Consider the following 15,311-nt stretch of genomic DNA (forward strand, 5'->3'; position numbering starts at 1 on the left):
GGCTCAGGCGTGACCGCGGATCGTGTGCACGCCTGAGCCGACCTCCCGCCGGACGCCGGGCAGCACGACCTCGGCGGTGACCCCGACGGGAACCTCGCAGGTGAGCTCGAGCTCGTCGGGAGCGAGACCTGCGCCTCCGCGTCGCCAGCGCACCGAGAGGTCGCCGTACGGCGTGCGCACGGCACCCTCGGCCTCGGACAGAGCGGTCGCCGTGACGCCCGGCTCGATGCGGGCACGTTGCCACCCGGGTGCGAGCGGGCGCAGACCGGCGACGTCGCCGTAGAGCCAGTCGTCGATGGTGCCGAGGAAGTAGTGTCCGCGCGAGCGCGACTCCGGCTTCCAGTGCTCCCACAGCGACGTGGCCCCGAGCTCGACCCAGTGGCCCCAGCTCGGGAAGGTCGTCTGCGTCGCGATCGCGACAGCGGCATCCGCATGCCCGAACCGCGTCAGCACGGGCAGGATGTGCTTCGTCGCGAGCGCGCCGGTCCACAGGTGGTCGCCTCGGTCGCGTACGTCGGCGGCGAGACGATCGGCGGCGGGCTGCCGGGCATCCTCGGGCAGGACGTCGAAAGCGAGGGCGAGAACCGCATGCGCCTGCCGGTACCCGTCGTCGCCGACGCCTCGCACCTCGGCGCGACCGGCATCCCAGAAGGTCGCGACGAACGCCGCGCGACTGCGCTGCGCCGCCGCGAGCCATTCGTCCGCGGGTTCGCCGAGCTCGACGGCGATCCTGGCGGCGGTGTCGCACATCGCGATGAGGAAGGCGGTCGCGGCGATGCGCGCGTCCTCGGGCGGGTTGCCGCCGCCGGCATCCGTGTCGGGAGCGACCCAGTCGCCGAGCGTCGTCTCGGCGATGCCGCCGGGCGATCGGTCGATCTCGAGGCGGAGGTAGTCGCGGGCGTCGGGCCACACCGCCGCGAGCACGTCTCGGTCGCCTCGCTGCAGGTGCACCTCCCACGGCACGAGGAGCAGCGCGGAGTGCCACGTCGGCGCGGGAGACCAGTCCATGCGCCATCCGCCGTGCGGTGCGATCACCTGCGGGGCGCCCGCACCGTGGCGGGAGTGGGCGATGTCGGCCGACCATTTGGCCAGCAGCTCGTGCGTGTCGAGGTTCTGGAGCATCATCCGCGCGCCGACCATCCCGTCGCCCGTCCACCCGTTCTTCTCGTACTTCGGGGTGTCGGTCGGGATGCCGTGCAGGTTGCTCAGGATCGTGCGCACCGTGAGCTCGTGGATCGTGTTCAGCAGCGGATCGGAGCACGAGAAGCGGCCGATTCGCGGGGCCCGGGTATGCACGATCGCCGCCCGCAATCGGGGAAGGCGGGGCGCGCGCACCTCGACGTAGCGGAATCCGTGCCAGGTGAATCGGGGATGCCAGCGCAGCGGGCCGGTCTCGCGCGTGTCGTCGAGGATGATGCGGTCGGTCTGGAAGCGGCCGTCGAAGTAGCCCTTCTCGTCTTCGTGGTTCGGCGTCCCGTCGGGCTCGAGGGTCTCTCCGAAGCGGAGCTCGATCACGTCACCGGCGGCACCATCGGCCTCGATCTCGACCCAGCCCGCGACGACCCGTTCGAAGCCTACGACCCAGCGGCCCTCGCCGAGCTCGACCACGGACTCCGGCTCGAGGTGCCCCGCGACGACGATGGGCGGCTGTCGCTGCGGCTCCGGTGCGCCGGCCGGGCCGGTCGCCACCCGAACGCGCGGCCAGTCGGAGACGTCGGTGCCGGCGGAGCCCGCTCCGACGACACGACGCCGTGCGTCGAAGTCCTCGCCGGCGTACAGGTCGTCGCTCGTGGTCGCGCCGTCGACGGCGCGCCAGGTGTCGTCCGTCACGACGACCTGTTCACCGTCGGCTCCCCGGATGACGAGCAGCAGCCGGACGCAGGGATCGTCGTGCCAGGGCGCGGTCTCCCAGTTCCAGGTGTTGCGGCCGAGCATCCCGTAGAAGCCGCGGCCGAGCTCCGCCGTCAGCACATGGGTGCCCGCTGCCAGCTGCGCGGTGACGTCGGCAACGGTGTAGTGGGTGACGACATCGTAATCGGTGAACCCCGGTCCGAGCACGGAGTCGTCGACGGGTCGTCCGTCGAGCTCGACGTGCGCGAGGCCGCCCGCGGCGATGACGAGGTAGGCCTCGTCGGGCGCAGCGTCGACCTCGAATGCGCCGCGCACGATCGGAGCCGCGGGGGTGGGCTGGGACGCGCCGATCCAGGAGGCGCCGCGCCAATCGGCATCCACCACTCCGGTGACGAACGTGCCCGCGCTCTCGGCGCGCCCGGCGGTCGTCTCCACCTCGATGGACCATCGATAGCGGGCGAGCGGTCGCAGCGGCGCACCCCCGTAGCCGATGTCGACCGAGTGATCGTCGGTGACGACGCCTGAGTCCCACACGACGCTTCCGGCGAGATCCCGCACCTCGATGCGCCGAGACCGCTGCCGGGTGTCGGGCTGATCGCTCGTGATCTGCCAGCCGAAGACCGGTCGCGCGCCGGTTCCGACGGGGTTCGCGGAGTGGTCGACGGTGAGCTCGCGCAAGGCGGTCATGCATCATCCTTCAGGCGCGACAGCTCGTCGCTGCCGCCGTAGTACTCGTTCAGGGCGGCGTCGACCGTCGGATGCGCGGCCAGGAACCGGAGCAGCGGCACCGGCTCGTCCTGCGGGCGCGTGCGCTTCTGATTGATCTCGCCGAGCAGGCTCCAGCGCCGGTCGCCGAGACCTGACGGTTCGACCGCGTCGCCGTCGTAAGCGGTGTAGTCGAACACCCGGATGCCGTCCGCGTCCGTCACGACCCCCAGGCGGAAGCCGGCCGTCATGAACCAGGTGACCGTCTCGCCCAGGCGCGAGGCCTGCACGCCGCTGCCGCTCTGCTCGAGCAGATAGGCCAGTCCCTCGTTGTCGGGGTGCCGGGTGCGCCACTCCTCGCCGAACTCGGCGATCGTCGGCATCCTCAGGTCGGGCCAGCGCTCCCGCAGGCCGCCGAGCCAGCCGCCCCAGGCCTCGAGCGTCGACGGGTCGGTCTCGAGTCCGCGGGCGACCTCGCTGATCTCGTAGTTCACCGTTAGCCAGCCGAGGCCGTTGCGCTCGACGTTCCGGTCGTTCAGGTGCGCCTCGCTCGTCGCGTCGAGCTCGCGGAGCGCCTCGCCGCGCGGCAGGCGGTGCAGCGTCTCGATGGGGCCGAGCCCGAGACGCGAGTTGTAGTGCGACGACATCCCGGCGGTGCGGGCGGCGACGAGATCGACCGTCCAGCCGTCGAGCTGGACGGCGTCGATGCGCTGGTCGCCTGTCCCCGGCACGAGGAAGTGGGATGACGACGGGTAGTAGGGGTAGGCGATCGAGCCGTCGCCGTCCTGGAGGTCGATGTCGAACTGGCTCCAGATGTTGCCCTGCACCGTCCGCATTCCGCGGGCGCGTGCGTCGGCGATGTTGTGCGCCGAGAGGAAGCCGGCGACGAGCGATCGGGGGGCGCGGCCGAACTCCTGCGCGATGAGGTCGGCGGCGTCGGTGATATCGCGCGAGACGTCCTCGCGTGAGCCGTACAGGTTGGCGAAGAACCCCCCGGGCACGAAGGCGACGTCGTCGCCGTGCGCCTCGGCCGCGCGGCGGACCGCGGCACGCACGTCGCGGTAGCGGGGCGACGCGTCGGTGAGCGCTCCCCATGACAGCGCCCAGGTGACGCGAGCATCCGGAATGGCCGCGCGTACGGTGTCGGAGAACCGCTCGACGAGCGCCGCGGAGTGGAGCTCGGATTCGTCCTCCCACAGTGAGCGGGTGCGGGTGGCCTCGATCTGGTGGCGCCGGACCACGGTGTTGACGGTGATGCGTCGGCCGATGGCGTCGGGCTGCTGGGAGGATTCCATGAGGCATCACCCTAGCCACGATCTCGGTCGAGAAAGTAGTGGCACTAGCGAAATTGTCGTGTTGAACGTCTCATTTCGGTAAACACGAGACGAAACGGCGGCTCGTGTGTAGTATCGCTACCAATACCCGGACGCCGCGCCTCCAGCGGGCGTCGACCATCGATGAAGACAGGGAGAAGCCATGAAGAAGTGGCTCAAGGGGACAGCATTCGTCGGAGTCGCGCTCGCGACCATCGGCACCCTGGCCGGGTGCGCGGGTGACGCCGCCGGCGGGAAGACCGAGATCAGCTTCCTGATGTGGGGCGACGGTGGCGACGCACAACAGGCTTACCAGGACGTCATCGATGCATTCGAGGACGCGAACCCGGACATCGCCGTCAATGCCGAGTTCTTCAACACCAACGACTACGACAACATCCTCAAGACCCGTCTCTCCGGCGGCGCCGGCCCGGACGTCTACGGCTTCGACCTCGGCAACATCGAGACCTTCGTCGCCGACGGCTTTGCGGCCGATCTCTCCGACGGCGGCGAGAGCTACCTGTCTAAGCTCAACCCCGAGGCGGCTGAGGATGCGCAGCGGGAGGGCGGCACCTACAACCTGCCGATCTCGCTCTCGGGGAACGGCATCATCTACAACAAGGCGCTGTTCGATCAGGTCGGCATCACCGAGGAGCCGACGACCTACACCGAGCTGCTGGCCGCCTCGGAAAAGCTGAAGGCCGCCGGCATCACGCCCTTCGCGATGAGCGCTCAGGACAACTTCTGGCCGCAGTTCATCATCTACTACGCCCTCGCGGAGCACGGGGCCAACGAAGAGCTGGGTGCCGAGATGGCGGCCGGCGAGGCCACGTTCTCCGAGAGCAAGGCGTGGGCTGACTCGCTCGACATCGTCCGCGAGCTGACGCCGTATTACATGCCCAACCCGCTCGGCACCAGCCAGACCGCGGCGCAGTCCGCGTTTCTCGCCGGACAGGCCGCGATGTTCCCCGCGACGTGGATCCTCTCCGACGCTCGCGACGCCGACCTCGATGTCGACTACATGAACTTCCCGACCACGGATGAGGGGTCCGACGCGATCTGGGGCACATACCAGGTGCGTTTCGGGCTGAACCCGAACAACGGCGACGCCAAGCTCGACGCGGGCCAGAAGTTCCTCGATTACTTCATGCAGGACGAGGTTTACAGCAGCTTCTTGGACAAGGTGAAGCTCTTCCCGACAACGACGGGCGTCGAGGTCGGCGAGGACGTCGACCCGCTGTTCCCCGACATGCAGGCGTCGTGGGAGGGCAAGCAGTTCATCGCGGCGTTCTCGCCGACCGATCCCAGCATCCAGGACACTCTGCTGGTCGGGCTGCAGAACATCATCGGTGATCGTCAGAGCACCGAGGAAGTGCTGACCGACCTCGACGCTGCCCTGGCGCAGTACGTCGCAAACCGATGACGCACGGTCCCCGTGTCCGTCTCGCGAGCGCGGCCGGTCTGGTCGCGCTCGCGGCGGCGGCACTCACCGGATGCGGCAGCGCGGGCGGTGGCGGCACGCAGCTCAGCTTCTTGATGTGGGGCGACGGCGGCGACAACCAGAAGGCGTACGAGAAGGTGATCGCGGCCTTCGAGGAGGCCAACCCCGACGTCACCGTCAACGCGGAGTTCGTCAACACCAACGACTACGACAACGTTCTGAAGACGCGCCTGTCGGGCGGTGCGGGGCCGGACGTCTACGGCTTCGACCCGAAGAACCTGACCGACTTCATCCAGGACGGCTTCGCCGCCGATCTGTCGTCGACCGACTTCCTCGGAAGGCTGAACGAGGCCGCGGCACTCGAGGCGACGCGCGACTCCGACGGTGAAGGCGCCTACTCCGTGCCGATCTCTCAATCGGGCAACGGGATCATCTACAACGCCGCGCTCTTCGAGCAGGCCGGCATCGACGAGGTCCCGCAGACCTACACCGAGCTGAAGGATGCCGCACAGAAGCTGTCGGACGCGGGCATCGTGCCGTTCGCGATGTCGGCCCAGGACAGTTGGTGGCCGCAGTTCATCGCGTACTACGCGATGGCGGAACACGTGTTCCCGGACAAGCCCGACATCATCGAGGAGCTGCTCGCGGGGGAGACGACGTTCGCCGAGACTCCCGGATACGAGAGTGCTCTGGATGTCGTGGAGGAGCTGGTGCCGTACTACATGCCCGACCCGGTCGGCACGAACCAGTCGGCTGCCAAGACGGCGTTCCTCTCCGGCAACGCCGCGATGTTCCCCGCGACGTGGATCCTCTCCGACGCTCGTGCGGCGGGCGTGGAGCCGGGCTACATGAACTTCCCTACCCTCGACGCCGACGTCGCCGACATGTGGGGGAGCTACCTCGTCGCGTGGGGCATCAACCCGGGCAACGACAAGACCGATGCGGCTGAGCGCTTCATCGACTTCTTCTTCCAGGACGACGTCTACGCCGAGTTCTTGACAGGGGTGAAGGCCTTCCCCGTGACCGAGGGCATCGACGTCTCGTCGGTGGATCCGCTGTTCGCCGATATGGAGGCCGCCTGGCAGGGCAAGACGTTCCGCCCCATGGTGCTGCCCGCCCACCCGCAGCTGCAGGAGAAGCTGCTGGTGGGTATGCAGAACCTCATCGCCGGTCGGACCGACTCGGCGTCGGTTGTCGCGGAGCTCGACGCGACGCTCGACGAGATACGCGCGTCGCGGTGAGCTAGGGGTAGCGCGGCTACCCAAGACCCCCGAAATTCGCTCGAGTCGAGCAATTTCGGGGGCCTTCACCCGTCATTCGTGTAGTCTGGCTACACAACGCAACTCAAGGAAGTGTTCCGTGACCCAGCTCCTCACCCTCGAGGACCCGCATCTGTCGATCGCCTTCGATGCCCGCACCGGTGGGCTCGTGCGATTCGATGATGGCAGGGTCGGTCCGTGGCTGGAAGAGGCGAGCGCCGGTTCGCTGTTCGTCGTCGAGATTCCGCGCGGCGGCGACCGCACCGTCGTCGTCCAGACCGCGCAGCAGTCGCTCTCCGGTCACGAGTTCACCGCCGACGGAAACGCCGTGACGCTGCGCTGGACCGACCCGATCACGTCCGCCGGCGAGACGCTTCACGGCGACATCACGGTCACTGCGGCGATCGACCAGGGCGGTCTCCGGCTCTCGCTCTCGCTCGCCCTCGAGGAAGGCGGCGTCGAAGCGGTACGGTTCCCGTCGATACGAGGCGTGCGTCCGGCGGCGCGCGAGCTCGAGCTTCGGGGGGTCGACTACTCGACCGGCACGCGCGTCGGCCTGCTGCCCGTGTTCGACAGCAACGCACCCTATTGGGGCACGATGTTCCCGGACTATGCCAGCGGCAACCTGCGGCCCGAGCTCGTCGGCAACCCCACCTCACCGTTCGTCGCCCTCGTGACCGATGCCGGCGGCATCACCGTCATGCCCGCGGCGCCGACGCTCGACTTCATCGGCTGGCGTGCATCGCTCGAGCCTGGGTTCGCCGACGGCCTCGCCCGCACCGCCGGGCCCGATGCCGCCGTCACGCTCGACGCCATCCACTTCCCCGCCGCGACCGGCGACCGCATCGAGCTGCCCGCGATGTCGCTCATGCCGTACGCGGGGGACTGGACCGGTTCGCTCGTGCCGTACCGTCGCAACCAGGCGCCCACCCGGCGCTCCCGCGCGGCCTGGCTCGCGGAGCCCCGGCTCTGGCTGCAGGTGCAGCTCATGTCGACCGAGGGCGAGCCCCGCTACGACTTCGACGACCTCGTCGACATCATCGAGGAGTGCGCGTCGACCGGGATCGGCGCGATCCAGATCGTCGGTTGGAACGAGGGCGGACAGGACGGCCTCGTCCCGTGGCACCGCCCGGCGGCGAAGCTCGGCGGAGCCGCCGGCCTGCAGCGGGCGCTCGATCGCGCCCGCGAGCTCGACGTCGCCACCGTGCTCTACGTCAAGTACGTGTGGGTCGAGAAGCCCGGCCCGAACTGGAATGAGCTCGAGCGCTTCGTATCGCGCGATCCCCACGGGCAGCCCTACGCGCAGCCCGGTCCGGTCTACCACTCCTCGCGCAAGCGCTACGGCATCAGCACGCCCTGGTACGTGCCCCTGTGCTTCGGCGTGCGCGAGCTGCGCGACCGCATCGCCGACGAGGTCGCCGAGATGGCATCCTGGGGCGCCGACGGCATCCTGGCCGACGAGTCGCTCTACCACGGTCGCGCTCTGCTGTGCTTCGCCGACGATCACGGCCATCCCGTCGGCGCGAGCGCCTTCACGTGGGACGCGGCGTACATCGACGACATGCGCGCTCGCCTCGGCGACGCGGCCGACACCTTCGTCATCGCTGCCGAGGGCGCTTACGACGCCCAGTTCGAGGACTACGACGTGTCGTACTTCCGCAGCGCATCGCCCCACCATCGGCCCGTCGGCAGGATGCTGCGTCCCGGCGCCCGCATCGTCACGGCGCTGACCGGTTTCGACGAGCGCGGCATGATCGCCCAGAGCCTGCTGGACGCATACGCGATGAGCCTCGAGCCTTTCAACTTCAAGGGACGCCCCCGTGACATGCCGGTCACCGTCGAGCGAGCGCGTCGCGCGGAGGAGGTGCGCGGCCGGTACGCCGACTGGCTGTGGAACGGCGAGCTCGTGGCCGACGCCGCCGTCACGGTGGCGGAGGCCGGTGCCTCCGGTTCGGCCGCGCTGGTTCGCCACACCGTCTGGCGCCGTGGTCAGGGCGACCCCTCGCGCGTCGTGGTCGTCGCCAACTTCGGTGACGCCCCCGCGCGAGTGCGCGTCGCCGGTCTCCCGGCCGGATCGCATGTCGTCCGTCTCGACGGCTCGGCTGAGACGGACCTCGACGCGACAGACGCGATCCTCACCATCGATCCCCGCGACGCCGCCGTCGTGGTTCCCCCGACCGACCCGATTGGAACGACATGAGCAGCACGCGCGTCGAAGATCCTCGCGTCCTCGCCTTGGACGACCCGGAGAACGTGACTGCGCTCCGCAAGCGCACGACGCTGAAGGAACGCCTCTGGACCGGCCGGAGCTCGGCCGGGAAGTTCTGGGTGGCGATCTCGCCGGCCCTCATCCTGTACCTCGTGTTCACCGTGTACCCGATGGGGCAGGTCGTCGTGGCGAGCTTCACCGACGCCCGCGGGTTCAATCGCGCGTGGGAGTTCCTGGGACTCGACAACTTCGTACGGATCTTCTCGGGCGACCCCGTGCTGATGGAGGCGGTGGGCAACACCGCGATATACGGCTTCTTCAAGATCGTCGTGCAGACGGTGCTGGCGTTCCTGTTCGCCGTGCTGCTGCACCGGCAGCTGCGACTAGGCAACATCTACCGTGCGATCTTCTTCGCGCCGATGGTGATCTCTCCGGTCGCGATCGTGTTCGTGTGGAGCTTCATGTACGACCCCACCACGGGGACGTTCAACACCATCCTCCGCAGCCTCGGGCTCGGCGGCCTCGCGCAGGACTGGCTCGGCAACTACGACCTCGCCCTGTACAGCGTCATCCTCGTCGATCTGTGGAGCGGTCTGGGCTTCAACATCGTCATCTTCCTCGCCGGGCTGTCGACGATCCCGGGTGAGATCCTCGAGGCGGCGAAGGTCGACGGGGCGCGCGGCTGGAAGGCCCTGCGCTTCATCACGCTGCCGCTGATGATCCCCTCGATCGGCCTGGTGCTGGTGCTGTCGATCAACGGTGCGCTGCGCGCGTTCGACACCGTCTACCTGATGACCAGAGGCGGGCCGGGCAACTCGACACAGCTGTATATGACCCAGGTCTTCCAGGAGGGCATGGTCAACAACAACTTCGGCTACGCCTCGGCCATGGCCGTGCTGGTCATCATCGTGCTCATCGCCATCGCCGCGGTGCAGAACCGCTTGAACAACCGCATCGCCGCGGAGGAGGAGGGCCGATGAACAGCCGAACCGCGACGCGTCTGCTGCGACGCGTTCCCGTCAACGTCCTACTGATCGTCCTCAGCATCCTGATGATCTACCCCCTCGTGATCATCGTGATCACGGCGTTCAAGCCCAACCTCGAGGTGCTGACGAACCCGACGGGACTGCCGATCTCGCCGACGTTCGACAACTTCGTCACCTCGTGGAACGAGGCGAACTTCACCAACCTGTTCGCGAACTCGATCCTGCTGACACTCGTCAGCATGACCGTCGCGACCTTCGTGGCCGCGCTCGCCTCGTACGCCATCGTGCGCCAGGCCACGAAGATCGGCTCGGGTATCTACCTGTTGCTCGCCGCCGGCATCTTCCTGCCCATGCAGCTCGCCCTCGTGCCGCAGTTCCGCGTCGTGCGCGACCTCGGGCTGATCAACAGCTACGCCGGCGTCATCCTCCTCTACATCGCCGGCGCTCTACCCTTCGGCGTCTTCCTGATGGCCGCGTTCATGCGGCAGGTGCCGCGCGAGATCGTGGAGGCCGCGGTCATCGACGGTGCCGGCTACTTCCAGTTGTTCTGGCGCATCTTCTTCCCCCTCGCGCGTCCCGCCGTCGCCACGTTCTGGGTGCTGCAGGGTGTGGGCGTGTGGAACGACTACCTCGTGCCGCAGCTGCTGCTCACCGACCCGGGCAAACGCACGCTGACGACCGGTGTCCTGTACTTCAAAGCGCAGTACCTCGCCGACTGGGGCAACATCATGGCCGCCGTGCTCATCATGAGCCTGCCTATCCTCCTGCTGTTCGTCTTCGCTCAGCGATACTTCGTCAGCGGTCTCTACGCGGGTGCGGTGAAGTAGCCGGTGACCGCGTCGCTGGACGGCATCGAACGGGAGCGGTGGCTGAGCTCGCCGCTGTTCGGAGACCGCTGGATCGAGCACCACGCGTCGGTCCCGTCTCGGGCAGCGCGTGTCTCGCGGGAGGACGCAGTCGCCGCGGCGCCCGCCGGTTCTCAGGCCGACGTCGTGTCGCTCGACGGTGAGTGGCTGCTCGCGGGGTCGCTTCCTGGGCGGGAGTTCTCGATCGAGCGCTGGCTCGGCGACCGATCGGATGCTGCGCGCCGCAGCCCCGTCGGCTGGCATCGCCCCGACACCGACCGCTCGACCTGGGTGACGGCGACGGTCCCGGGCACCGTCCAGGGCGCGCTGGCCGCGGCGGGAGTCATCGCCGACCCGCTCGTCGACGACAACACCTACGCCGAACTCGTCGAGCACGGCGTGCCCGAGAAATGGCCGTGGTACTTCCGCCGCACGCGGATCGAGCAGCAGGAGTGGTGGTACGCCCGACGCTTCCGCGTGCCCGAGGGCTGGCGGGGCGACCGCATCCGCCTCTCGTTCGACGGTCTCGACTACGCGGCATCCGTGTTCGTGAACGGCCGGCCCGTCGCGCGACAGGTCGGCATGTACGGCGGCCCGGATGTCGACGTGACGGCGGTGCTCGACCTCGAGGCCGAGAACGAGATCGTCGTGCGGATTGATCCGCCGCCGCACGACTGGCACGGCGTGATGAAGCCGTCGCCGGGCTGGGGCTGGCACTACGGTCATCTCATCTCGATGGGCATCTGGCGCGGCGTCCGTCTCGAGCGCGTACCCGAGGTCGAGCTCGCCGATCTCGCCGTCGTGGTCACCGACGCCCGGGAGGGCGCGGCACGGGTGCGCGTTCAGTGGGACGTCGTCGCGCCTCCGAGCCGCACGGAGCCGCTGCCGGTGTCGGTGACGATCCGCGATCCCGACGGCTCCGCCGTCTCCGAGCTCGAGCTGTCGGCCGACGTCGGTCCCGACTTCACACGACATCACGTCGAGATCGACGTGCCGGATGCGCGGCTCTGGTGGCCGTTCGGGTACGGCGAGCAGCCGATCTACACCGCCGAGCTACGGGCCGCCGGGCAGGTGCTCGCCACCACCTTCGGCATCCGCTCGGTGCGCATGGAGCCGCTCGTCGGCAATCACGGTCCCGACGTCTACGACTGGCGGTTCGTCGTCAACGGGCGCGAGCTGTTCCTCAAGGGCGCGAACTGGTGCTGGACCGATCCGATGGCACGCCGCGGGTTCGACGTCGACCGGCACATCCTCGACCTGGTCGAGCGCGGCAATCTGCAGATGCTCCGGGCGTGGGGCGGCGGGACGATCGAGAGCGACGAGTTCTACGACGAGTGCGACCGTCGCGGCATCCTGGTCTTGCAGGAGTTCCCGCTGACCTTCGGTCTCGATGCCACGGGCGCCGATCTCGCGACGATCGACGAGCAGGTCTCGCGCATCGTGCGCCGGCTGCGAAACCACCCTTCGCTCGTCATGTGGGGCGGGGGCAACGAGAATCCCGCGACCATCACCTCGGACGATCTGCTGACGGTCATCGGGCGCCGTGTCGCGCAGTACGACCCCGGGCGACCGTTCCACCGGACCGACCCCTGGGGCGGCAGCGAGCACTTCTACGGCGTCTATCACGAGGGCATGCCCGTCGAGGCGTACACCGGCTTGCTGCCTGCGGTCTTCGGCGAGTACGGCCTGTCGAGCCAGTGCGACCTGTCGAGCATGGCGCGCTTCCTCGACCCAGCCCTGCTCGAGCAGTGGCCGCCGCCCGAGCACGGGGCGATCGTGCAGCATCAGTCGCAGTTCTCGCTGTTCGATCTGTTCAAGCAGGCGCGATATGCCGCGTACGGGCCCATTCGCGACTGGCGCACGTTCGTCGAGTATTCGCAGCTGGGGCAGGGCGACGCGCTGCGGTTCGCATCGGAGCGGATGCGCGCCCACAGCGGCGACACGACGTCGGCCTACTGGTTCTACAAGATCGGCGAAGCGTTTCCGGGCGCGTCCTGGGCGGTCATCGACTACTACGGAGTACCGAAGCTGTCGTACTACCGTGCGAAGCAGTTCGGCGCCCCGGTGTCGGCGTATGCGACGTACGAGAAGTTCGACTGGTCGGTGACCGAGACGTTCCGCGCCCGCATCCACGTGTCGAACGACACGCCCTCGACGGTTTCCGGCGCCCGGTTGTTCGTGCGTCTGTACGACGCCGATCTTCGGGTCGTGGTCGAGAACGAGTCGAGGGTCGACGTCGCGGCCGATGGTCGGGTGGACGTCACCGAGATCGTCGCGCCGCTCGGCGGGCGGCCGGTCGAGCCACTCGTCCTCGCCGTGACGCTGCAGGATGCCGCGGGCGGGCGGATCTCGTCGCAGTGGTACCCGTTCAACCACCAGCGGAAGGACGCCGCGCTGCGCGAGCTGGAGGCGCGGCCCCTCGACGAGGCCGCGGCGACGCCGGTTGCCGAGCTGCTGCAGCCGTATGCGGACCTGACGTCGCCCCTGTCGGAGCTGCCGTCGACTGCCGTGTCGGCGCATGTCGAGGATGACGCCATCGTCGTTCGCAATGTCGGCGAACACCCGGCGCCGATCGTGCTGATCGATGGGTTCCCGCACGGGCTGGGGGCGGTGCTCGACGACAACGCGTTCGGGCTCGATGCCGGCGAGGAGCGCCGCGTCGGCTTCGCCCTGCCCGACGGCTCGGACGGCAACGGGCTCGACGGCGTTCGTGTGCGAGCCTGGAACGCACCGGAGGTGATGCTCTCATGAGCGAGAGGCGGACGATCCTGGCCACGTGCGGCGGGTGGAGCCCCGCGCAGTGGGGTGATGTCGAGTTCAGCCCGTTGCAGCGATATGCCCTGGATCTGACGGGTGTCACCGGACGTCGCCCGCGTGTCGCGTTCGTGAACACGGCGGCCGGTGACCAGCGCGTCGACGAGGGCCGGGAGCTGGCTGCGGCGCAGCAGCGCGGTGTGGATGCCGTCCACATCCGGCTGTTCGGGCGGAACCAGCCGGACCTCCGCGAGGCCGTTCTGGCGAGCGATCTCGTCTGGGTCGCGGGTGGCAGCGTCGCGAACCTGCTGGCCGTGTGGCGGGTGCATGGGCTGCCCGAGGTGCTCGCCGAGGCGGCGGATCGGGGGACTGTTCTGGCGGGGACGTCAGCGGGCGCGATCTGCTGGCACGTCGGCGGCCCCACCACGACGTTCGGCCCGGTCGCCGTGATCGACGACGCGCTCGGTTTCGTCGACCGATCCGTCGGGGTTCACTACGACTCGCAGCCCGACCGGCGCCCCGCGCTGCAACGCGCGATCGCCGACGGAACGTTGCCGAACGGGTTCGGCCTCGACGAGGGCGCAGCGGTGCTCTACGTCGACGGCGAGCCGGTCGAGATGCTCACCGAGTCCGCCGACGGTGCGGTGTGGGCCGTCGAGCGCGATGGCGACGGTGTCGCCGAGACTCGCTGCGAGACGCGCCTTCTCGCCTGATCCGATTCAGTCGGCAGCCAGCCGGCGCCGGTGAGCACCTCGAGCGCGATCTCGGCGGCGGATCGGCCGTCCGTGGCGATGCGGCGAATCCCGTCTCCGGCTTGATCGAGCCGCCGGGCAGCGGCTTCGCTGCGGCGGATGTGCTCGTCGAGTGCGGTCCCGATCTCACGACGGGCGAGCCGTTGGGCCGCGATTTCGTCGGAGGATGTCCGCAGGACCGCGGAACAGTGCACGTCTCCGCCCAGTGCGGCGAGGAGCGCCGGGATCCGGAGCACGCTGCGCTACACGCGCGTCTCAGCACACCCTGACGCACCGACGGCAGGCTTCGTTGTGGATGCCCTCACAGCATGAGAGGAGCGCACCGCCGCAACTGACGATGAAACAAGCGATGCAGACCCCCGTTCCGCTGCACGTCGCGCAGAGCGCGCACCCGGCAGCGCCCAGAACGCACGAAACGACGTTTCCAGTTCGGCATTCACCTCGCAGCTGCTGCCCCCCGACTTGGCAAACCCCGTTACAGCCCCCGCAGGGGTCCTTGCCGTCTCGGAGCGCGGCCGCCATCTTTGCTTCAGGTACTGGTGTCGGAACTTCCCCATTGAAACTACTGGCCAACACACGGAACCTCTCGGGTCGCGCGTTCTCAGCGTCCCAGCCGCTGAACTGAACTGCGAAAGCTGAGGACAACACACCATCGATAGGCTCGCTATAGACCGCATAACAGAGGAGTCGCTCGTTGGTCTCGTCGTACTCGACCACGAGAAGGCGTTCTATCCCACCCTCGAGGTCAGTCCGCAGTACGGTCGTCTCGACCGTGGGAGCAAGCGCCGTAGCTACCCCAAAGCGGGGCGATCCAAGCAAGCCCGCGAAGTCGCCGGCCGCAACCAACCCTGACGCTTCCGCCTCGTTTACAACATTCCGTACATCGATTGACTCCCACATCTTTCGGACCGCTTCGTCTGCGCTTTCACCAGTTAAACGTGATTCTGACAGTGCGCGCCGTGAAGGGGCGGCGGCGGCTGAACTCCCACGGCCGAACAACCCACCGCCATTGAAGAGTAGGACGCCCGCAGTCAGAGCCAGGCCCGCCTGAAGAGATGTCCTCCGGGTTATCTTGCGTGGTTGCGCTTGCCTACCTGGCCGGTTCGACGAACGGCCGAGTTCCTCGGCGCCGAGTGCGGACAGGGCGGCCATCGCTCTTTGTGGTCCAACCGCTCTGGTGAGCGCGGGTGCGATTC

9 protein-coding genes are annotated in these 15,311 nt (G+C 68.6%); 7 read left to right on the forward strand and 2 right to left on the reverse strand.

What is annotated here, in order from left to right:
- Positions 1-3: 3 nt before the first annotated feature.
- Positions 4-2,538, reverse strand: coding sequence for an alpha-L-rhamnosidase (locus tag MTS1_RS10170; protein WP_023953590.1), 2,535 nt, complete (start codon positions 2,536-2,538; stop codon positions 4-6).
- Positions 2,535-3,851, reverse strand: a complete 1,317-nt coding sequence (locus MTS1_RS10175; protein ID WP_023953591.1) for a DUF3863 domain-containing protein — start codon at positions 3,849-3,851, stop codon at positions 2,535-2,537. Before MTS1_RS10175 ends, MTS1_RS10170 begins: the two co-directional genes overlap by 4 nt.
- A 181-nt stretch (positions 3,852-4,032) precedes the next feature.
- On the opposite strand from MTS1_RS10175, the gene MTS1_RS16090 reads away from it, so the two are divergent.
- The 7 genes from MTS1_RS16090 (at position 4,033) to MTS1_RS10210 (ending at position 14,076) form a co-directional block, all read left to right on the forward strand.
- Positions 4,033-5,292 carry an ABC transporter substrate-binding protein gene (locus MTS1_RS16090; RefSeq protein ID WP_023953592.1) on the forward strand — a complete coding sequence of 420 codons (1,260 nt, stop codon included), beginning with the start codon at positions 4,033-4,035 and terminating at the stop codon, positions 5,290-5,292.
- On the forward strand, positions 5,289-6,551 hold the full coding sequence (locus tag MTS1_RS10185) for an ABC transporter substrate-binding protein (protein ID WP_023953593.1): 1,263 nt from the start codon (positions 5,289-5,291) through the stop codon (positions 6,549-6,551). Before MTS1_RS16090 ends, MTS1_RS10185 begins: the two co-directional genes overlap by 4 nt.
- A gap of 118 nt (positions 6,552-6,669) precedes the next feature.
- A complete protein-coding gene (locus MTS1_RS10190) occupies positions 6,670-8,769 on the forward strand; it encodes a DUF6259 domain-containing protein (protein ID WP_023953594.1) in 2,100 nt (699 codons plus the stop codon).
- Positions 8,766-9,758 carry a carbohydrate ABC transporter permease gene (locus MTS1_RS10195; protein WP_023953595.1) on the forward strand — a complete coding sequence of 331 codons (993 nt, stop codon included), beginning with the start codon at positions 8,766-8,768 and terminating at the stop codon, positions 9,756-9,758. Before MTS1_RS10190 ends, MTS1_RS10195 begins: the two co-directional genes overlap by 4 nt.
- Positions 9,755-10,591: a carbohydrate ABC transporter permease gene (locus tag MTS1_RS10200; RefSeq protein ID WP_023953596.1), complete on the forward strand. Its 837-nt coding sequence runs from the start codon at positions 9,755-9,757 to the stop codon at positions 10,589-10,591. The genes MTS1_RS10195 and MTS1_RS10200 overlap by 4 nt, the downstream gene beginning before the upstream one ends.
- A 3-nt stretch (positions 10,592-10,594) precedes the next feature.
- A complete protein-coding gene (locus tag MTS1_RS10205) occupies positions 10,595-13,360 on the forward strand; it encodes a sugar-binding domain-containing protein (RefSeq protein ID WP_023953597.1) in 2,766 nt (921 codons plus the stop codon).
- Positions 13,357-14,076 carry a peptidase E gene (locus MTS1_RS10210; protein WP_023953598.1) on the forward strand — a complete coding sequence of 240 codons (720 nt, stop codon included), beginning with the start codon at positions 13,357-13,359 and terminating at the stop codon, positions 14,074-14,076. Before MTS1_RS10205 ends, MTS1_RS10210 begins: the two co-directional genes overlap by 4 nt.
- The last annotated feature ends 1,235 nt before the right edge of the window (positions 14,077-15,311 follow it).

This window comes from Microbacterium sp. TS-1 (assembly GCF_000509385.1).
GTDB lineage: Bacteria > Actinomycetota > Actinomycetes > Actinomycetales > Microbacteriaceae > Microbacterium > Microbacterium arborescens.